General features: G+C 28.6%; 16 protein-coding genes. 11 read left to right on the top strand and 5 right to left on the bottom strand.

Annotation, left to right across the window (positions count from 1 at the left end):
• Positions 1-37: 37 nt before the first annotated feature.
• Positions 38-766, top strand: a complete 729-nt coding sequence (locus tag ACH36K_RS16960; RefSeq protein ID WP_411168770.1) for a glycerophosphodiester phosphodiesterase — start codon at positions 38-40, stop codon at positions 764-766.
• Positions 767-961: 195 nt separating this feature from the next.
• Here the strand turns inward: ACH36K_RS16960 and ACH36K_RS16955 are convergent, their stop codons facing one another.
• Positions 962-1189 (bottom strand): alpha/beta fold hydrolase, encoded by a 228-nt coding sequence (locus tag ACH36K_RS16955; RefSeq protein ID WP_411168769.1) that lies wholly within the window; start codon positions 1187-1189, stop codon positions 962-964.
• Positions 1190-1420: 231 nt separating this feature from the next.
• On the opposite strand from ACH36K_RS16955, the gene ACH36K_RS16950 reads away from it, so the two are divergent.
• Positions 1421-2233 (top strand): dimethylarginine dimethylaminohydrolase family protein, encoded by an 813-nt coding sequence (locus ACH36K_RS16950; RefSeq protein WP_411168768.1) that lies wholly within the window; start codon positions 1421-1423, stop codon positions 2231-2233.
• Between the two features lie 88 nt (positions 2234-2321).
• Positions 2322-3239 (top strand): DUF2935 domain-containing protein, encoded by a 918-nt coding sequence (locus tag ACH36K_RS16945; RefSeq protein ID WP_411168767.1) that lies wholly within the window; start codon positions 2322-2324, stop codon positions 3237-3239.
• 187 nt (positions 3240-3426) lie between these two features.
• Here ACH36K_RS16945 and ACH36K_RS16940 read toward each other — a convergent pair whose 3' ends face one another.
• Both ACH36K_RS16940 and ACH36K_RS16935 read right to left on the bottom strand, forming a co-directional pair.
• Positions 3427-4887 carry a hypothetical protein gene (locus ACH36K_RS16940; RefSeq protein ID WP_411168766.1) on the bottom strand — a complete coding sequence of 487 codons (1461 nt, stop codon included), beginning with the start codon at positions 4885-4887 and terminating at the stop codon, positions 3427-3429.
• Positions 4888-5056: 169 nt separating this feature from the next.
• On the bottom strand, positions 5057-5743 hold the full coding sequence (locus ACH36K_RS16935; protein ID WP_411168765.1) for a hypothetical protein: 687 nt from the start codon (positions 5741-5743) through the stop codon (positions 5057-5059).
• A gap of 365 nt (positions 5744-6108) precedes the next feature.
• Between ACH36K_RS16935 and ACH36K_RS16930 the strand changes: the two genes are divergently transcribed.
• Positions 6109-8616: an MGH1-like glycoside hydrolase domain-containing protein gene (locus ACH36K_RS16930; protein ID WP_411168764.1), complete on the top strand. Its 2508-nt coding sequence runs from the start codon at positions 6109-6111 to the stop codon at positions 8614-8616.
• A gap of 141 nt (positions 8617-8757) precedes the next feature.
• Here ACH36K_RS16930 and ACH36K_RS16925 read toward each other — a convergent pair whose 3' ends face one another.
• Positions 8758-9333: a hypothetical protein gene (locus ACH36K_RS16925; protein ID WP_411168763.1), complete on the bottom strand. Its 576-nt coding sequence runs from the start codon at positions 9331-9333 to the stop codon at positions 8758-8760.
• A gap of 440 nt (positions 9334-9773) precedes the next feature.
• Positions 9774-10346, bottom strand: coding sequence for a hypothetical protein (locus ACH36K_RS16920; protein WP_411168762.1), 573 nt, complete (start codon positions 10344-10346; stop codon positions 9774-9776).
• Positions 10347-10680: 334 nt separating this feature from the next.
• Here ACH36K_RS16920 and ACH36K_RS16915 point away from each other — a divergent pair, with 334 nt between their 5' ends.
• Genes ACH36K_RS16915 through ACH36K_RS16885 form a run of 7 tightly spaced genes read left to right on the top strand, consistent with a single transcriptional unit; the run spans position 10681 to position 20162 of the window.
• Positions 10681-13089, top strand: a complete 2409-nt coding sequence (locus tag ACH36K_RS16915; protein WP_411168761.1) for a hypothetical protein — start codon at positions 10681-10683, stop codon at positions 13087-13089.
• Positions 13089-14012, top strand: a complete 924-nt coding sequence (locus tag ACH36K_RS16910) for an ATP-binding cassette domain-containing protein (protein ID WP_411168760.1) — start codon at positions 13089-13091, stop codon at positions 14010-14012. Before ACH36K_RS16915 ends, ACH36K_RS16910 begins: the two co-directional genes overlap by 1 nt.
• 14 nt (positions 14013-14026) lie before the next feature.
• A complete protein-coding gene (locus ACH36K_RS16905) occupies positions 14027-14920 on the top strand; it encodes an ABC transporter permease (protein WP_411168759.1) in 894 nt (297 codons plus the stop codon).
• A 4-nt stretch (positions 14921-14924) separates the two neighbouring features.
• Positions 14925-16478 (top strand): pectinesterase, encoded by a 1554-nt coding sequence (locus tag ACH36K_RS16900; protein ID WP_411168758.1) that lies wholly within the window; start codon positions 14925-14927, stop codon positions 16476-16478.
• A 12-nt stretch (positions 16479-16490) separates the two neighbouring features.
• Entirely contained in the window at positions 16491-17474 is a 984-nt protein-coding gene (locus ACH36K_RS16895) for an AAA family ATPase (RefSeq protein WP_411168757.1), read from the top strand.
• Positions 17475-17477: 3 nt separating this feature from the next.
• Positions 17478-18362, top strand: coding sequence for a DUF58 domain-containing protein (locus tag ACH36K_RS16890; RefSeq protein WP_411168756.1), 885 nt, complete (start codon positions 17478-17480; stop codon positions 18360-18362).
• A gap of 12 nt (positions 18363-18374) precedes the next feature.
• The gene (locus ACH36K_RS16885; RefSeq protein WP_411168755.1) at positions 18375-20162 is read left to right on the top strand and encodes a BatA domain-containing protein; all 1788 of its coding nucleotides are present in this window, start codon (positions 18375-18377) and stop codon (positions 20160-20162) included.
• Positions 20163-20166 lie beyond the last annotated feature (4 nt).

Below are 20166 nucleotides of genomic sequence, written 5' to 3'. Positions count from 1 at the left end.
TATTAAATTAATTTTAAGGTATATAAGGAGGAGAGTTATGATAAATTTTGCACATAGGGGAGCAAGCTTTGATTATCCGGAAAATACAATACTTTCTTTAAAAGAAGGAATTAAAGCAGAAGCAAATGGATTAGAAATAGATGTTCATAAGACTAAAGATAATGAAATTGTAGTTATTCATGATGAAAACATAGAGCGTACTTATATAGGAAGAGGCTTAGTTAAGGATTTTACACTTGAAGAGCTAAGAAATTTTAAAAGTAGAAAAAAGTTATTTAGAGAACATCCAGAATGTTATATACCAACATTAGAAGAGGTTTTATCCTTAGTAAAAGGACAAGATATAACATTGAATATAGAGTTAAAAACTGATGAAATTCATTATAAGGGAATAGAGTCAAATGTAATTAGCTTAATAAATAAATATGAATTAAATCAAAAAGTAATTTTATCAAGCTTTAATCATGATTCTATAAGAATAGCCCAAAATTTAGATGGTAGTATAAAGACAGCGATATTATATGATAATCATATAGATGATGTAATTAAATATGCAAAGGACTTAGGTGTAGATGCAATTCATCCAGACTTAAGGCTTGTATCAAAGGAATTAATTGAGGAAGCTCATAAAAATAATTTAAAGGTAAATATATATACGGTTAATAATCCAATGTATATGAGATTACTTATTAATAATAAAGCAGATGGACTATTTACAGATTATCCAGAGTTATTAAGTGAAATATTAAAAGAAGAAAAAATATAAGATAATATAAAAAGCTAATTCATTTTAAAATATGTTCTTAATTAAGGATATATTTTAAAACGAGTTAGCTTTTTAACTTAGGATCTATTAGATATTTTTTATAATATGAGAAAGTTTTTATAATTTTATATTTCTTTAGTAAATATTTCATTAAGAAGTTTTAATCTTTGAATATTTACTATATTTATATGTTAATTACATTTCAACGAATTTTATAATATGGTTATTTACTTTATCCATTTCTTCAATAAAAGCACCATGGCCACTTTCAGTTAATGGAACAAGAGTAGAATTCTTAATATTTTTATTCAAATACTGAGCAAATTCGTATGGGCAAATTTTATCATGTGTTCCATGAAGGATTAATGTAGGAATTTTTATATTAGGTATATCATTAAATAATCTTTCATCACGAAGACTCATTAATCTGTTGTCTTAATAAAATATTTCATAGAGGTCTCCTATATAAAATTTATTTATAGTAATATATTCAATTATAAGTAAACATGTTAATGAACATACTAATATTCTAAAGAGACCGTAACTTTTAATAATAATTAATTTATAAGAAATAATAAATTAACTAAATTATAGGGATTTTAGATGAATTATAATTATAAAATATAGAATACTATACAAATTAGGAGAGAATTTATGAAAATATATAATTATAGCCAATGTGATACATTAAAATCATGTATCCTGTGTTATCCAGTAAATTTTAAGATAACAGATAAAAGTAGCAAATATTATAATAAAATAGATTATGATTTACTTTATAATCAGTATAATACATTTATAAATTTACTAAGTGAAAATAATGTTAAGTTAAATTTCATTGATATAAGTAAAGATGCTACTCAACAAGTTTTTACACAAGATGTTGGCTTTGCAATAGGTGATGTACTTTTTATAAGTAGAATGAAAGAAAATAATAGAAAAATTGAAACTAACTATTTTAAAAGATTTGTAGAAGAGAATAATATTAAGTATTATGAAATGAATAATAATATAGAAGGTGGAGATGTACTTCCATATGGAAATGTTATCTTTGTTGGGATAAGTGATAGAACAACTATATGTGCAGCTAATGAGCTTCAAGATATTTTAATAAAGATGAAAATTAATTTTAAAGTAATTCCAATTTATTTTGATACTAGCAAAATACATTTAGATTGTGTATTTAATACTTTAGATAAGGATAGTGGAGTTATATCACCTTATGTTTATGATAGAAAAATAATAGAAGGACATATAAAAAATTTATATGAAATATCAAAACAAGATGCTGATGAATTAGGAACAAACTACGTATATATAGGAAATAAGAAGTTGATAAGTAGCAATAGAAATGTTACTGAAATGCTTAGAAAAAAAGGCTACGAAGTAGAACTTATAAACTATAGTGAAATAATCAAAAGTGAAGGAAGTTTAGGTTGTTCATGTATGTTTAATCTAAGAGAATAAGAATGTATATTAATGTTTAACTAAATAAAGTAGAACATAACTACATATTTAGGAATAGAATATAGTAAAATTTTTATGGAGGAAAACTATGCTAAGTCGTCGAAGATATGTTAGTTTATCTTTAGAATTGCACCTATTTTTTGCACGAATCATGAAAGAACACTCTCTTTTTTTAGAGGCAGGATTTACACCTAAAAATACTAAACTTTCTAAGGAAGCAGATGATTATAAAGTACAATTTGAAAAACTTCTATTAGATGTAGTTAAACTAAGTAATAGGAAAGTTAGAGAATGTGTACTAGATTCTGGAGAAATTTTTACTGATTATACATTAAGCACAGAAAGAAAAACAGAGTACTATACAGGAATAGAAATAAACTCTAAAATAACTGTTATGGAATCAAAGCTAGAAGGTAAAGATAATGCAGAATTTGATGATAAAATAATAAGTTGTGTAAAAAAACTTAATACTAGAGCTATAAAATTACTAGATGGCCTTATAGATTTAAAGATGAGGGTCTTAAATGGAATGTTATCTTGTAAATTATTCACAGTAAATTATCCTTTGCTTATTGAGCATATATTACGTGAAGCTAATTTATATCGTTCATATATATGTGCAATTGAGAATAATGAGGATATTGAAACAGAAAATATCAGAGATACTGAATTATTCTGGGATCAAATTATGATGGAGCATGCCTTGTTTATTAGGGGATTACTTGATCCAAGTGAAGATGAATTAGTAAATACTTCAAATAATTTTGCAAAAGAGTATGCTGATTTAATTGAAAAAGCAAATAATATGACTTATGCAACAATGTCAACTATTACTGATGAGACATTAATGGAAACAATCAAATTAAGAGATTTTAAGAAGGCGGGTACGGAAGGAATAGATGCCTGTAAAATAAAATCTATAATATTACCACTTCTAGCTGACCATGTATTAAGAGAAGCTAATCACTATATACGCTTATTAAAAAAGTGTGAAGAGATGGATTGATATGGGTAAATATATAATTAAAAACAAAACATAGTTGGAAATGCAGTATGAAATTAAGAAAAAGCTAAAATTTTTAACTTATGGAAAAGTAATAATAACCATCATAAATTAGGTGGTTATTATTATTTTATAAAGATAAAAAAGAAATAGGAAACATTATTACGGTCTCCTATTACATACATTAAAATTAATTTTTAAAGATAGAACTAAATTTATTAAAGGTTTTTTTTATATCAAAGCCATTGATTTCTTGTAATTTTATATTACTTAACTCTTCCTTTAATAATTCTAATTCATTTTCTTTCTCAATATATATCGTTTGAAGTTCATTTAATTTTTTTTCCTTATCTAGGAGACTATCTTCAAGAAGCCTTATACCTTCATTTAATTCATTTTTGTTTTTATTAAACTTTGCTAGATTTTCACTTACTGCCTTAAATTTGCTTTCATAAGACACCAATTTACTTTCTTTTTCTTTTACCATATTATAAAGCTTCTCAATTAAAATATCTCTTTCTTCTATCTCTCTTTCAACTATATTACTTTTGTAGTGTTTATCTTCTTTATTAAGTGCTGATATAAAATATTGAAGATAAAATAAATAACTATTATTTTTATTGCTTCTATGAACTATTCCATAAATATCATCAATTACTAAACAGTGAGGATAATCAACATTTTTTAAAAATACTTCGCCTCTGCATATATCCTTATTATTTTCTAAGAAATTTGATGAATAGGTTAATTTAGATATATTTTGTGACTTTACTAATTCAACTTGAGGAGGAAGACTAAATACATTACCTCCATCAATAGAAACAGTACTATAAATTTTGTTATCTTGAATCCATAAACACCAAATATGGTTACCTATTATAAAAAAAGAAGAAGAGATAATATTTCTATCACTAAAAATACTATTATAATTATAAGATGATAATTTACCTTCACAATGTATTAATGAATACATATTATTGTCATATTTTTTTATATAAAGGGAGTGCATTTTGTCTTCAAAGGATAATAAAGAATATTCCTCAAAGGGAGAAGAACAGTCATCAATTACATAAAATTTAGACAAACTTCCAGAATAACTATCTAATATTCTATAGCCTAGAAGATAATTATTCTCTTGTTTCTGATACATAATATATAATATATTTTCAGTTGAAGTATGAATATAAAATGGAGTGCCATATTTAAAATTAACATAATCAATTAATTTTGGTGAAGTTAAATTTCCGTTCTCATCAACTATTTGAGAAGCTATTGTTAGTATATTAGTTGTTTTATTGTAAATACTGTAAAATAAAAGTAATTCATTTTTATAGAAAAGAGTTTTAAAATAAATTTCTATTTTTTCTTTTTCATCATTTTCAATAAGATAGTAGCTATTCCACTTTTTATAGTCGTATAAGTTCATAATTAAGTTTCCATCTAAATCTTCATAAACAAGGCATATATTATCATTTGGTAATATATTTACTGAAAAATTTCCAGTAGTCGCTTTTGTCAATGTGATATAATTTGACCACATTTCTCCTTTTAAAATCTTATATACAATACCAAATCTTTTATCAAATAAAAAATTCCATATAGTACCATTAGATTGTTTTAGAATATACATATTTCTTTCCAGTGATACCATGAATTTCACCTCTCTGAATAAATCTCTTTATATAAAGTATGCATATTATATAGAATGTTATAACCTTATTATTTATGAAATTACAAAAGTTTTTATTATCTAAATGATATAAAATAGAACTTTAAAATAAGTCTCTGCAAAATGCAGAGACTTATTTTTAAAATTATAATTATGCAGGATTACAATTGCTTCCTGAAGGTGGATTACAATTTGGAAGCGTGAAGGTACCTGTAAATACTAATACACATGCAGTAGAACCAGAACCACGCGCAGCAGAAACAGTTGCAGTTACGCAATTACAGTTTGCCAACTTAGTTTTTATAAGTTCACATGCAATAATAGCTTCTCGTTCAGTACATTTATTACAAACAACGTTATTTACGCATACACTACCCTCACAGCATATTCGTATAGAACTATTAGGAGGCTGAGTGCATTGTTTTGGTTGTCCTGTAACAACATCTGCATTGGCGATAAATGGAATTGTACCAGCTATCTTTATATCAAACCTTGGTGTTCCATTACAACAACATTCTTCTATGAAACAATTTAAGCAGCCTAAATCAAATAATATTCTTGGATTAGCAGCATTTGGGTTAAAATGAAAATTTGTTGCTAAATCTGTTGAACAACAAAATGGTACAACACGACTTTCAGGATCAGCGCATGCTGGGCTATTATCAGTAGTACAAGGAGGTGGATTAAGTGGATTATTAGTAGGAGTACAAGGAGCTGGATCAACTGACATCTCTACATCTACTATTTCTCCATCTACTATTTCTTCATTATTCAATGTAACTGCGATTTGTTCGCTTAAAGTATTCATTTCATTCATTATATCTTGGATATTTTTCATATAGATTCTCCTTTTATAAATATTTAGTTTAAATAATTCTTTATAAGATATAGTATGTATTTTGAAAAAAAATGTACCTAATATAAGAATTGATTCCTGCATTTATAATGTAAAACATATTATGGATATAGTTAGAGTTTACAAAAAATTATAGTGAATATAGTGGTAAATTTTTACTAAAATATGTTGACAAAATTTACAACAGAATATAACATATAATTATAAACGATTACAAGAATTAGGGTTGTTACTGAAGAAGGCAATACCTAAACAAGGAATAATTTTTGGTTTTCCTTGTTTAGGCGTTGCCTTTTTTAGAATATTGTAGTCGCTAAGAAAAAAATATTATTAAAGGAGAGAGGAATATGGCTTTTAGACTTAATAAAAAATCAATAGGAGCAACAATATTAGCTGCTACTTTGGTTTTAAATTTATCATCTGTAAACGTTCTTGCTGTTGATAAAAGATCGGAGGTATTAGAATTTAGTAATGTGCTAAATGTATCTGCTAACCCAACTAATTTATTATATGGAGATTATTCTACTAATAAGTATAATAACTTCTCAGATATGGGGGCATGGCATGGATACTATTTACCAGAAAAAGGTGCTACAAATCTTTATGGAGGATTCGCTGGCCCTGTAATTATAGCAGAAGAGTATCCAGTTAACTTAGGAGATACTATAAGTAAGATTAATGTTATAAATGTAGACAATGGTCAGAGTTATGATTTAAGTAAAGCAGAAGTAAAATTTGATTATTATCCAGGAAAATTAGTACAAGTATATGATTTACAGGATTTTAAATTAACATTAGAATTAATATTTGCGACTAATAGAAGTTCATTAATAGAAACTAAAATAGAAAATAAGACAAACAATGAATTAAATCTTAAATTAGAATGGACAGGAAATATATTTAATCAATTTAAAGAAAAAGAAGGTGGAAAAGTTTACGACTTAGGTCAAACTTTAGAAGCTACTAAAAATGGTGTTCAAGTTAATTTTTCAGATATAAGAGAGACTTGGAGATTCTTCTCAACAGAAGAAACTAAGTTTGTTGTAAACTATAAAGGAAATGTTGAAACAGCTTTAAATGGAAATTCTTATACAACTAAGCTTAAGGATGATGTAAAAATAGGAGCTGGGGAAAAGTTTGAAACTTACTCAACACAAAGTTATACATTTACAAAAGAAGAGTTAAGTGCTGAAAAAGAAAAAGTTAATGATTTAATATTAAATCCTAAGAATCATTTTGTGGCTAATAACACTCGTTGGCAAGGATATCTAGATAAGACATTTGCTAATGCTGAAAAGACTGCAGACAAAAGCTATAAAAATGCAGCTGTAAAGTCTATTGAAACATTAACAACTAACTGGAGAAGTTCGGCTGGAGCATTATTACATGATGGAGTAGTTCCTTCAATGTCATACAAGTGGTTTATTGGAATGTGGGCATGGGATTCATGGAAGCAAGCTGTTGCAACAGCTAGATTTGATGGGGAGTTAGCTAAAAACAATATAAGAGCTTTATTTGATTATCAAGTAACAGAAGACGATGCTATAAGACCACAAGATTCTGGAGCTATTGTAGATTGTATTTTCTATAATAAAGATGGTGCTAGAGGAGATGATGGCGGAAACTGGAATGAAAGAAATTCAAAGCCAGCACTAGCAGCATGGTCAGTATGGAATGTATATAAGGCTACAGGAGATACAGCATTCTTACAAGAGATGTATCCAAAATTAGTTGCTTACCATAACTGGTGGTACACAAATAGAGATCATGATCAAAATGGTATAGCTGAATATGGTGGAATGGTGCATCAGGACAATAATAGTAAGGATGAAATAATAGCAGCAGCAGCATGGGAAAGTGGAATGGATAATGCTCCGAGATTTGATGTTCAAGGATATGGAGAAGGAGATACTGGCATAGATGTGTTTGAGAATAAAGATAAAAATGGAACTCTATTAGGATACTCAATAAACCAAGAGTCGGTAGACTTAAATTCATATCTTTATGCTGAAAAAGGATTCCTAAAATCAATGGCTGAGGTATTAGGAAATACAGGAGATGCTAAAAAATATGAAGAGGAAGCTAACAACGTAAGAAAATATGTAAGTGAAAACATGTTTGATGAAGAAACAGGATTCTTCTATGATTTACAAATAAATAATGATGGTTCAGAAAAGAAAATATTAGTTAATAGAGGAAAAGGACCAGAAGGATGGATACCATTATGGGCTAAGATGGCAAAACAAGAAGAGGCAGATAAAGTTGTAGATAATATGCTTGATGAAGGGAAATTTAATACATTTGTACCTTTTGGAACTGCATCACAAGATAATCCAAGCTTTAATGCAAGTAAGTATTGGAGAGGACCAGTTTGGTTAGACCAAGCTTTATATGGAGTTGAAGCACTACAAAATTATGGATACTATGATGATGCTGTAAGAATGTCTAAAAAGATGTTTGATAATGCAGAAGGATTAATGGGAGATGGACCTATTAGAGAGAACTATAACCCATTAACAGGAGAAGGATTACACACTAAGAACTTTAGTTGGTCAGCATCAGCATATTACCTAATGTATCAAAATACATTAGCTGGTAACTCAACAACGTCACAAGAAGGATTAGCTATTCCGAAAAAAGAAGTGCCAGAAACTAAGCCAGAAGTACCAGAAAAACCAGAAACTAAACCAGAAGTACCAGAGAAAACAGAAACACCTGGTGATACAAATAATGATTCAGGAAAGACAGGAAAACTACCTAAGACAGGATCTGCTGTTGGAACAGGAATCTTAACAATGTTAGGAATTGGATCAATTGGAGCTGGGGTGTTACTAAGAAAGAAGAGAAGAAAATAAATATAGAAACAACCTGTTAAAAGAAAAATATAAAAGGTAGTCCCATAGGAAGAATGTATAACTTCTTTCTATGGGACTACTAATTATATTTGTACTCTGTAATATAAATCATAAAATATTGCATTGAGTTTTAAATAGCTGCTATGGGCAAGCTGGAAGTTTAAAAGTACCTGTTATTTTTACAAAGCAATCTCCTGTATTAAATGATAGAGCAAGGTTTGACACAAAAACGCTAGCGCAATCGAAAACAATTTTAGACTGAGAAATTACTGCACCCTCATAGGTACATTTATTACAAATAACTCTATCTACACATACACTATTAGAACAACATGTAGCTATCGTAGAATCACTAGGATCAGGGCAAACTCCAGTATTATCAATATCTATATTTACAATAAATGGAATGCATCCAACTATTCTTATATCCCACTTTGGGACTCCATTACAACAACATGGTTCAATTATAGCTTTTAAGCATCTTGGATCTAGTAGAACTTTAGGCCGTTGAGAAAGAACAGGAAGAAAATTTCCAGGTATAGGCACAGAACAACAAAATGGTATATCACGGCTAGCATCAGTAACCGTAGCACAAGTGGTTGCAGTATTTGCGCACGAAGGACCACATTGAACTGCAGCTTCTAATTCTTCTATTTCCTCTAATTCATTGTTTATTGTTACTGCAATTTGTTGACTGATATTATTCATTTCTTTCATATAGATTCTCCTCATATATTATCTTTCGAAATAAGAACTTATATAATATATTATGCAAAGCAAATCCAGTTGTTCGTTCGATAAGAATATTTTCAAGTAGATTGATGAGTCAATATATGATAATTTGACCATTATTTTCTTTATATATTTTATATGTAATTCCTAATCTTTTATCGTATATAAGGTTCCAAATAGAGCCATTAGATTGTTTTAGAGTATACATTTTCTTTTCTAATTACATTATTTTACCTCTCAAATTAGTTATATTTATATAGAATATGAATTTATTATTTAACTTTATAACTGTAGCACATCTTAAAAGAAAAATATAAAAGGTAGCCTCGTAGGAATAATGTATAACTTCTTCCTATGGGACTACTAATTATATTTTTACTCTGTAATATAAATCATAAAAGATTACATTAGGTTTTAAATAGCTACTATGGGCAAGTTGGAAGTCTAAAAGTACCTGTTACTTGTGTAAAGCAATCTCCTGTATTAAATGATTGAGAAAGTGATGACACGAAAACGGTATCGCAATTGAAAACAATTTTAGAATGAGAAATTACTGCATCCTTATAACTACATTTATTACAAATAACTCTATCTACACATACACTATTAGAACAACATGTAGCTATCGTAGAATCACTAGGACGAGGACAAACTCCAGTATTATCAATGTTTACGTTTATAATAAATGGAATGCACCCAATTATTCTTATATCCCACTTGTGAACTCCATTACAACAACATGGTTCAATTATAGCTTTTAAGCATCTTGGATCTAGTAGAACTTTAGGGGCTCCAAGAGTAGGAAGAAAATTTCCAGGTAAAGGTACAGAACAACAAAATGGTATATCACGGCTAGCATCAGTAACCGTAGCACAAGTGGTTGCAGTATTTGCGCACGAAGGACTACCTTGAACTGTAGCTTCTAATTGGTCTGTTTTTTCTAATTCATTGTTTATTGTTACTGCAATTTGTTTACTGATATTATTCATTTCTTTCATATAGACTCTCCTTATATATTATCTTTTGAAATAAGAACTTATATAATATATTATGCAAAGCAAATGCAGTTGTTCATTCGATAAGAATATCTTATATCTATGCATTTAATTATGGAGTTTTATCAGCGATATAATTAAAATATTATATTATGATTTTAGATATATAATATTAAGATATTACTACGGAAATACAAAAAATTAATATATAACAAAATAATCTTTACTAAATTTGTTAAAAATAAGAAATTTTTAAGAATTTAATAAGGGAATTTTATACTAATTAGGATATAATTATTGCATATGATAAAAATTATGTAATCTAGGGGGAATAATAATGAAGTCGTTTTTTAGAAAGGGTATGCTAACTACTTTTGTAGCTTTAATAATAACTAGTTTATTTTTTTCGACTGTAACAGTAAAAGCTAAAACAAGTGAAGCTGAAAATTATGAAATAAAAGTTAGTTATGGAATTCAAGGCAAGTATAGAGCTATGAAGTATATACCTGTAACTGTAGAAGTTAATAGCTTAGAAAAGGATTTTACAGGTGAGATAGAAATAAGAGTGGCTAGTTCAAATATGGGAACTTATGATGCTTATAGTAAGGAAGTTTCATTAACTAAAGGTGAGATAAGTAAAGTTGTAATACCTGTAAAAGTATTAGAAAATTCAAGCAAGATGACAGTTAATGTTGTTGAAAATGGAAAAGTTTTAACTCAAAAAAAGGCATTGGTTTCAAGTGGAAGAGTAACAGAAACAAATATTTTTACAGGGATTTTAACAGATGATGCTACTTCACTTGGATATATAGGAAGTGTAAAATTTAACACTAATAAGGGCTTTGATGGATTAATTGAAAATGTAACTTTAGATGAAAATATAATAGGAGAAAATAGTTTAAACATAGATGGATTAGATGTAATTATAATAAATAACTATAATATGTCTAATTTAAAGAAGGAGCAGTATGCTGCATTAAATTCATGGATTAGCAAAGGCGGAACTTTAATATTAGGTTCTGGCGCAAATGAAGCTAAAACTATAAGTGGAATAGATAAAGATTTCTTACAAATAAAATCTAATGGAGTTAAAGAAGAAAATGTAACTTTAGTTGAAGATAACTTAAAGCTTATAACTTCTAATTTAGAAATTAAAGGTGCAAAAATTAAAAATGGGACATCAGAAAAACCATTAGTTTATTCTATTGAAAAAGGTAAAGGTGAAATATTAATAACAACTTTTGATTTAGGATTAGAACCATTAATATCGTCAAAGGATGCAAGTAAATTCTTAAGTGTAATGCTTACAGATGCAGCAAATGGGATTTTTGATAAGAATATGAATGGTAAATATATGGGACAGGGATATTATAGAGCTACAGAGCTTGTAAAGAGTATTCCAATAAATGAAATAGTAGGAACAAAGACATTAATTGTAGTATTTAGTTTATATGCTTTAATTATAGGAGTTGTACTTTATATAGTTTTAAAGAAGTTAAATAAAAGAGATTTAACTTGGATAGCTGTTCCAGCAATTTCAATTATATTTGCATTAGTTATTTATTTTATAGGTTCATCAACAAGAGTGAATGATGTAATTTTAAACCAAAATAATATAGTTTCAGTAGATGAAAATGGTAAGGGAGTAGCAAAAGGATATATAGGAATAGGAACAAAGTATAAAGAAGATGTAATTATAGAAAAGCCAGAAGATTTAACAATGAGTTATTTAACAGAGGATATGCATTATTATGGTGATCCAGAAGAAGAAATAAAGGATAGATTAAGGGTAAAAACAACTTATAAAGGAAATAATTCTTACTTTACATTTGCAGATAATGATGCACTAGATATTAAAACATTCGAGGTTGTAGGCAAAGAACAAGTTGTGCCTAAGATTGATTCAAACTTTAATTTATCTGATGGAAATTTAAATGGAACTATAAAAAATAATTTAGATACAAATATAAGTAAGTTAATTTTAGTTGCAGGACAAAATGTATGGGACTTTGGAGGACTATCTAAAGGAGAAGAAAAGAGTATAGAAGGATCAACTGCAGCTGGAGGAGCTGGACTTCAAGCTTATTCAGATACTTTGAGGCAAAAGTACTATGATGCAAGATGGAATAATAAAGAAAAGATAAAAGCAGAGGAATATAAAAATATTTTAAGAATATCAAGTTTATTAGCAACGATTTTTGAAGAGGTAAATATAAATAAAGAAATAAAGCTTATTGCTATTACTGATTTACCTATAGAGTATGGGATGGATTTTGGCAAAAAATCTATATCAAAATTTGATACAACAGCAATACTACAAGAAGTAAATATTGATTTTAAGAGTGAAGATGGCACCTTAAACTTTCCTGATGGATTCTTCGCATATAAAGTTGATACTGCTAACTCATCTGCAAATGTCCATTTCGACGAATACAGTGGCTTTATATATGGACAAGGGGAAATAGTATTTGACTATAAAATTGATGACAATATTTCTGTTACAGAAGTTGTAGTAAAGCCAGGGGTTGACAGATTGGGTTATAATGGTGGAGATAATGGAGAAAAGTTTATATATAACTATAAGACAAATAGTTATGAAAAAATATCAATGGCTCAAGGCTTTGAAAAGATAGAGGATATAGGAAACTATATTGAAAATAATACAGTAAAAATAAAATTAATTGTTAATGATACGAAAGGGCAATCAACAGTCCCAAGAATTGCTATTAAGGGGAGGGAAAAATAATGTTAGTTATAAAGAACCTTGAAAAATCCTATGGTAAGTTTAAGGCATTAAATGGATTAAACTTAGAAATAGAAAAAGGTGAGATATTTGGATTTATTGGTCCAAACGGAGCAGGAAAAAGTACTACAATGAAAATAGTTTCTGGATTACTTTCCCCAGATAGTGGTGAAGTTTATGTAGATGGAATAGATGCAATAAAAAATAATAAAGCATTAAAGGATAAAATAGGATATATGCCAGACTTCTTTGGTGTTTATGATAATTTAAGAGCTATAGAGTACCTAGAATTTTATGCTTCTATATACGGAATTGTTGGTGAAGAAGCTAGAAAGTTATCAATGGATTTACTAGAACTTGTTAACCTGCAAGATAAATGGGATGCAAATGTAGATGGCCTATCAAGAGGAATGAAACAAAGATTATGTTTAGCTAGATGCTTAGTTCATAATCCAGAATTATTAATATTAGATGAACCTGCTTCAGGTATGGATCCAAGAGCAAGATTTGAAATGAAGGGTATATTAAAAAATCTTAAAGAAATGGGGAAGACTGTAATAGTTTCTTCTCATATACTATCTGAACTTGGAGAAATATGTACTAGAATAGGAATAATTAAAAATGGATCTATAGTATGTGAAGGAACTGTTGAAGAAGTTATGATTAGGGCATCAGGTACAGCCCCTATTAATATAACTGTTATGGAGGACCCTGAAAAAGCGATACAAGTTCTAAAGCAGATACCAGAGGTTAAAGAGATTTCTTTAGATGGAAACAAAATTACAGCAAGTGTAGCTGGAGGGGATAAAGAAGCTAAGGAAATATTAAAAGCTTTAGTTACACAAGAGGTATCAGTTATAGGTTTTGCTAAAGCAGTGGGCAATTTAGAAGATGTATTTATACAAATAACAGAGGAAAATAATTAGAAGGGGGAGATAAAATGAGAGTAAATCCAGTTTTAAGAAATGAAAGTAAATTAACTGTAAGAACACCTAGATTTACAATTATGTTGTTTATTTATATAGCTATATTATCAGTAGGAACACTATTGTTTTACAATTCCTATAGTAATGAGATTTATGCAAGTGGATTGAATATGCAAGGTTCCGTAATGCTTTATATAGGTATGGCAGTAGCTCAAGCTGTACTTTTAATGTTTATAGTGCCATCATTAACATCAACTTCAATATGTTCAGAAAAAGAAAAGCAAACTTTAGATATATTACTTTCCACTAGATTAAGTCCATTTCAAATAATAATTGGTAAGTTATTAGCATCATCCCTTAAGGTAATAATGTTAATAGTATGTACAATACCATTATATGCAGTTTGTGCTTTAATTGGTGGAGTAAGAATAAGTAATATATTAGTGCTTATATTGTCATTTATAATTAACACAATATTTGTTGGATCAATAGGAGTATTTGTTTCAACATATGTTAAGACATCAAAAGTTGCAACAGCTTTAACTTATGCAATAGTATTATTCTTATTTGTTGGCACTGTAGTAATAGCATATATAATTTGGATTATTACTATGATGAGATTAAATGGAGGCCCAATGTCTACAAGACCGACAATATCACCTATAGCATATTTAAGTCCAGCAATTGGATTTATAAATATGTTATCAAATCAAGTAGGATTTGGGGGAAGATTCCTTTATATGATTCAAGAACTAGGGATTTCAAAGTATGCTGAATATATATCAATAGGCATTCAAGGAGTGCTTAGTATTATATTGCTATATTTAGCATCAGTAAGATTAAATCCACTAAATAGAAAGAGAAATAAAAAGGTAAAGAGTAAGGCAAAGAGGAAAGTAAAGGAGTAGAGCTATGAATTCTTTAAATAATGAAATATTAACCTTTATAAAAAAGGCATCAAAAAGAATTAGAGCTAACTTTATAATAAATTTAAGCATAGTAGGTTCAAAATACCTACTATGCTTAATCTTATGTTTACTATTAATATCTTTATTTATAACATTTCCATATGTTGAGGAAGTTTCATTTAGTGTTCTATCTATAGGTTTAATTTCATTAATAATATATGGATTTATAAAATCACCTGATAAAAAGAGGGTTGCTTTAATAGTTGATTCAAAAGGATTAAAAGAAAGAGTTACTACTTCTTTAGAATTAATAAATGAAGAAGATAATATTTCAATTGCTCAAAAGAAGGATACTGTTTCCTTTATCAAAAATTTTAATATAAAAGATAATTTAAAGATAAAAGTAGATAAGAAGCAAGTACTTTTAGTTTTAGGACTGGTTCTAACGTGTTTAATAACTTCTTATATAGACACTACGGCAAAAAGGGAAGCGAATTCAATTAGAGAATTTAATAAATATCAACAAGAATTTATTAAAAAAGTTGAAGAAGAAAAGAAGTTAGTTGAGAAATCAGAAGAGTTAACTGAAGAAGAAAAAGAAGCTATAAAAAAGATATTAGAAGATGCAAAAAAGGAATTAAAAGAAAGTGAGAAAAAGCTTGATATAAATAAAACTCTAGAAAGAATGGAAAAAAAGTTAGAGGATAAAAAGAATGAAGCTAAGAGTGATAAAAGTAAAGCTGCCATAGAAAAGACCCAGAAGAATTTATTAGATAAGTTTAATAAAGATAAAGAAGAAGGCGCAAAGAAGGACTTAAATAAATTAGTCAATGAGCTTATGAAAAAGAAAGAGGGAAAAGAGCTTTCAGATGCAGTATTGTCTAAGGATAAGGAAGCTCTAGAGAAGGCTTTAGGAAAGCTAAAAAAATCCCTGGGAAATATGAGCAGTAGTGAATTAAATAATTTATCAAAAGCTCTTGCAAATGCAGCTAATAGTGTAGATGATGAAAACCTTGCAGAAGCCTTAAGTGAAGCTTCAAATTCAGTTTTAGATGGAAAACTTGATGCAGAAAGCCTAAAGGATGCTATTCAAAATTCACAAAATAATAGTAGTGGAAATAAGTCAGGAGATAAAAAGGGTGAGGGTCAAGGTCAGGGAGAAGGTCAAGGTGAAGGCCAAGGCGAAGGAAATGGAGATGGAAGCGGAAACGGAAGTGGAAGTGGAAACGGGAATGGAAATGGAAATGGTCAAGGTGGCGGATGGAATACTGGAAGTAATGAAGGTACCGAAAATGATTTAGACAATAAAAAAGGAGAGCAAATATATATTCCAGGAAGAGAAGTTGGAAATGACGAGAATTTAACTGGAAATAAAAATCAAGACGGAAACTCTCAAACAATAGATACTCAAAATGGATTAAATTTAGATGGAAATAAAATTAATTACGATAAGGTAATAGGAGATTATACTAACAGTGCATTAGATGGGGCTAATAATAGTAATCTTCCAGAGAGCTTAAAGGATCTTATAAAAGATTATTTTGAAGGATTAAACTAAGAGGTGAGAAAGATGGAAATAAGTGAAAAAGAAATGATAGAAGTTTCAGAAAAAATAAGAAGATGTGAAGAAGAAATTTCTAAAGGAATAATTGGACAAAAAGAAATAATAAGAAGTGTTTTAATTGCTATTTTTGCAGATGGTAATGTGCTTTTAGAAGGTATGCCTGGAATGGGAAAAACTCAATTAGTAAAAACAATAGGAAAGGTCTTAAACTTAAGTTTTTCTAGAATACAGTTTACACCAGATTTAATGCCAGCAGATGTAGTTGGAACAAATATAGTAGTTAAAGAAAATGATAGAACTTTATTTAAATTTGAAAAGGGACCAGTGTTCACAAATTTACTATTAGCTGATGAAATAAATAGAGCAACTCCTAAAACTCAATCTGCATTACTTGAAGCCATGGGAGAAAAAACAGTAACAGTTGGTAAGACAACTTACGAAATGGCAAAGCCATTTATGGTGCTTGCAACTCAAAACCCAATAGAGCAAGAAGGAACATATCCATTACCAGAAGCACAATTAGATAGATTTTTATTTAAGCTTAATGTAGATTTTCCAAATCTTCAAGAGCTTAAAGAAATTATGGATTTAACATTAACTAATAACAAAGTTGAATTTGATGCTGTTCTTGAAGGTGATGAAATATTAAAGATAAGAGAGATAATTAGAGAAATAAAACTTGCAGAAGCAGTTAAAGAATTTGCATTAAAGCTTATATTAGCAACTCATCCTGAAATCCCAGAAGGATCAGAGTTAGTTAAAAGATATGTAGAAGCAGGAGCTAGTCCAAGAGCTGCTCAAGGAATTATAAGTGGTGCAAAAGTAAGAGCTGTTATGGAAGGTAGACTAAATGTATCCTTTGAGGATATAAAAGCATTAGCTTATCCTGTTTTAAGACATAGAATAATACTAAATTTTGATGCTATAACTGAAGGTTTAACAGAAGAAAGTATTATAGACAAGATACTAGAAGACTTAAAGGTTGTGTAGAGAATGAGCGAAAGGGTATTTAATAAAGACTTTTTTAAAAAGCTAAATAAAATAAATATGCATATAAATTTTAAACTTTCCTCAGGTACACAAGGGGGAAGAAAGTCAAAGGCAAAAGGAGTTTCTGTAGAGTTTTCTGATTATAGGGAATATGCTCCAGGTGATGATTTTAGACGAATAGATTGGAATGCATATGGTAGATTTGATAAGTTTTTTATAAAAGTTTTCATGGAAGAAAGAGAAGGAGTTTTTAATTTCTTTGTTGATAAAAGTAAGTCAATGGATTATGGAAATGAAAACAAAAAAGATATTGCATTGAAAGTAGTTGCTGCTTTAAGTTATATTGCCTTAAATAATCTAGATAGAGTAAATATAAGCACTATGGATAGTGGTGATATACAAAGTATAAAACCAGCAGCTGGAAACAAAGCCTTTCAAAGAATATTAAGAGATCTAGAAAATATTGAATTTGATGGTAAAACAGATCTTACAAGTAGTATAAAGAAAAGGCCATTAACTCCAAGAGGTGTATCAGTAGTTGTATCTGACTTTTTAAATAATGAAGGATTAAAAGATTTAGAAGAGGCTCTTAAGTATTTAGCATTTAAAAAGCAAGATATAATATTAGTTCAAATACTATCAAATGAAGAAATTAATCCAGAGTTTAATAATGAAATTACCTTTATAGATTCAGAAACGGGAGAAAATGTGAAAATGAGCTTAACTCCAAGTTTAGTGAAAGAATATAAAAACACTTTGAAAGCTTATAAAAAATCTATTGAGGATATTACAAAAAAATATGGTGGTAAATTCATAAGTGTAAATTCATCTATGGAAATAGAGGAGATAATATTGGGTGAGTTTAGTAAGAAAAGAGTATTGTATTAGGGGGAGGAAGTTATGGGATTTACAAATTTATGGCCCTTATTCTTATTAATAACAATTCCTCTTTTAATAATACTTTATATATTAAAAAGAAAGTATAAAGAAGAGGTTATATCTTCAACACTTTTGTGGAATGAAGTTTATAAAAATACTAGAGCAAACACTCCATGGGAAAAGCTAAGAAAAAATATTATGTTACTTTTACAAATAATAATATTACTTTTACTTATTTTTAGTTTAATGAGACCTTTTTTAAACTTTGGAGGTAAGAGTTATAAAAATATTATTTTAGTATTAGATAATACTGCAAGTATGAGTGCTGAATATGGCGATGATACTAGGTTAGATGAGAGTAAGGCTTTAGCTAAAGAGCTTTTACAGTCAACAAAAGATGATACTAATACTTTCATAATAAGCTTTGATGGAAGTAGTAACCTACTTCAAAATGGAGATTTTAATAAAGAAGTTTCTAATGAAATAATTGATTCAATACCTCAAAGTTATAACACTGGAGATATAAATGATACTTTATCTTTTATAAAAGCTATAGGTCAAGGTATTGAAGAAGAATATGAAGTTATAGCTTTTACAGATAAAGAACTCTCATTAGGTGATATAAATGGTAAGGTTGTATCATTAGCTAATTCAGGAATAAATGCATCTGTAGACAATGTATCTCATAAATTCCTAGAAGATAAGGTAAGAGTTATAGCAACTATAACAAATAGAGGAACAGGAGTTTATGAAGGTGATTTTTCTCTTTATGATGGAGAAGATCTTGCTGCTGTTGAAAGCTTACAATTACAAGAGGGAGAAAATAAAACATTAACTTTTGATTTCCCTAACGTAAAGGGCGAAGTCTTAAAAGGAGAGTTATCTAGAAAAGATATGATTTCTGGAGATAACACTTATAATCATGTTGTGGGAAAGAAAAAAGTAAATAAGGTTCTTATAGTTACAGAACAAAATGTATTTTTAGAAAGAGCCTTTGGAAGTATTGAAAACACAGAAGTATATAAGACTAATGATGCATCAAATTTAACAAGTGCAGATGCGTATGATTTATATGTATTTGATAATGTTACTCCTGATATAATACCATCTAAAGGAAGTATATTATTTATTAATCCAACGTCTAATGAATTCTTTAATGTTGTTTCAGGTGGTGAAGGGGGAGAGGCTAAAGCTGTTATAGGAGAGCTTTCAAAGTACTTAGAGGATACAACATTTACTGCAGCTAAGTATAATGCAATAGAAATTCCTTATTACGGAAGAGGCTTCTTAAATATAGATGATAGTTATATAGGTTTTAAGGGAGAAGTTGATGGAAGAAAAATAGCTGCTTTATCCTTTGATCTTCATAATAGCGACTTTGCACTTAAAAAAGAATTTCCTATATTGATGTATGAACTTGGAGAAAATTTAATATCAAGTGGAATGGTATATAAAAGTAATTTTAAAGCTGGAGAAAAGATAATAGCTAAAGGAGTATCATTAGATAACAAGATTACTTTAACATATCCAAGTGGAAATACATTAGAAATAAAATCAGGAGATGAGATAAAAGAAGAGAGTGAACTTGGGGTTTATAAGCTAAATGTTTTAGAAGAAAAGGAACTATTTTCAGTTAACTTTCCATCAGAAAAGGAAAGTAACACTAATATAAATAATATTGGTGAAAGTGAAAATATAAGTAATGCAAAAGCTGATTTAAAAAGAGGTTTAAATCTTGCTCCATTACTTATAATATTAGCTATTTCAGTAGTAGCTTTTGAGTGGATTATGTATAAGAGAGGAAATTAGGAGG

It is taken from the genome of Clostridium sp. MB05, from assembly GCF_046581255.1.
Lineage (GTDB): Bacteria > Bacillota > Clostridia > Clostridiales > Clostridiaceae > Clostridium.
This window is presented reverse-complemented; position numbering and strand designations above follow the sequence as displayed.

Excerpts from the sequence above, each read along its gene's own strand:
- ACH36K_RS16940 (WP_411168766.1), bottom strand. The coding sequence starts at position 4,887 with ATGGTATCACTGGAAAGAAATATGTATATTCTAAAACAATCTAATGGT.
- ACH36K_RS16895 (WP_411168757.1), top strand. The coding sequence starts at position 16,491 with ATGGAAATAAGTGAAAAAGAAATGATAGAAGTTTCAGAAAAAATAAGA.
- ACH36K_RS16920 (WP_411168762.1), bottom strand. The coding sequence starts at position 10,346 with ATGAAAGAAATGAATAATATCAGTAAACAAATTGCAGTAACAATAAAC.
- ACH36K_RS16900 (WP_411168758.1), top strand. The coding sequence starts at position 14,925 with ATGAATTCTTTAAATAATGAAATATTAACCTTTATAAAAAAGGCATCA.
- ACH36K_RS16930 (WP_411168764.1), top strand. The coding sequence starts at position 6,109 with ATGGCTTTTAGACTTAATAAAAAATCAATAGGAGCAACAATATTAGCT.
- ACH36K_RS16910 (WP_411168760.1), top strand. The coding sequence starts at position 13,089 with ATGTTAGTTATAAAGAACCTTGAAAAATCCTATGGTAAGTTTAAGGCA.
- ACH36K_RS16960 (WP_411168770.1), top strand. The coding sequence starts at position 38 with ATGATAAATTTTGCACATAGGGGAGCAAGCTTTGATTATCCGGAAAAT.
- ACH36K_RS16905 (WP_411168759.1), top strand. The coding sequence starts at position 14,027 with ATGAGAGTAAATCCAGTTTTAAGAAATGAAAGTAAATTAACTGTAAGA.
- ACH36K_RS16925 (WP_411168763.1), bottom strand. The coding sequence starts at position 9,333 with ATGAAAGAAATGAATAATATCAGTCAACAAATTGCAGTAACAATAAAC.
- ACH36K_RS16890 (WP_411168756.1), top strand. The coding sequence starts at position 17,478 with ATGAGCGAAAGGGTATTTAATAAAGACTTTTTTAAAAAGCTAAATAAA.
- ACH36K_RS16915 (WP_411168761.1), top strand. The coding sequence starts at position 10,681 with ATGAAGTCGTTTTTTAGAAAGGGTATGCTAACTACTTTTGTAGCTTTA.
- ACH36K_RS16945 (WP_411168767.1), top strand. The coding sequence starts at position 2,322 with ATGCTAAGTCGTCGAAGATATGTTAGTTTATCTTTAGAATTGCACCTA.
- ACH36K_RS16885 (WP_411168755.1), top strand. The coding sequence starts at position 18,375 with ATGGGATTTACAAATTTATGGCCCTTATTCTTATTAATAACAATTCCT.
- ACH36K_RS16955 (WP_411168769.1), bottom strand. The coding sequence starts at position 1,189 with ATGAGTCTTCGTGATGAAAGATTATTTAATGATATACCTAATATAAAA.
- ACH36K_RS16950 (WP_411168768.1), top strand. The coding sequence starts at position 1,421 with ATGAAAATATATAATTATAGCCAATGTGATACATTAAAATCATGTATC.
- ACH36K_RS16935 (WP_411168765.1), bottom strand. The coding sequence starts at position 5,743 with ATGAAAAATATCCAAGATATAATGAATGAAATGAATACTTTAAGCGAA.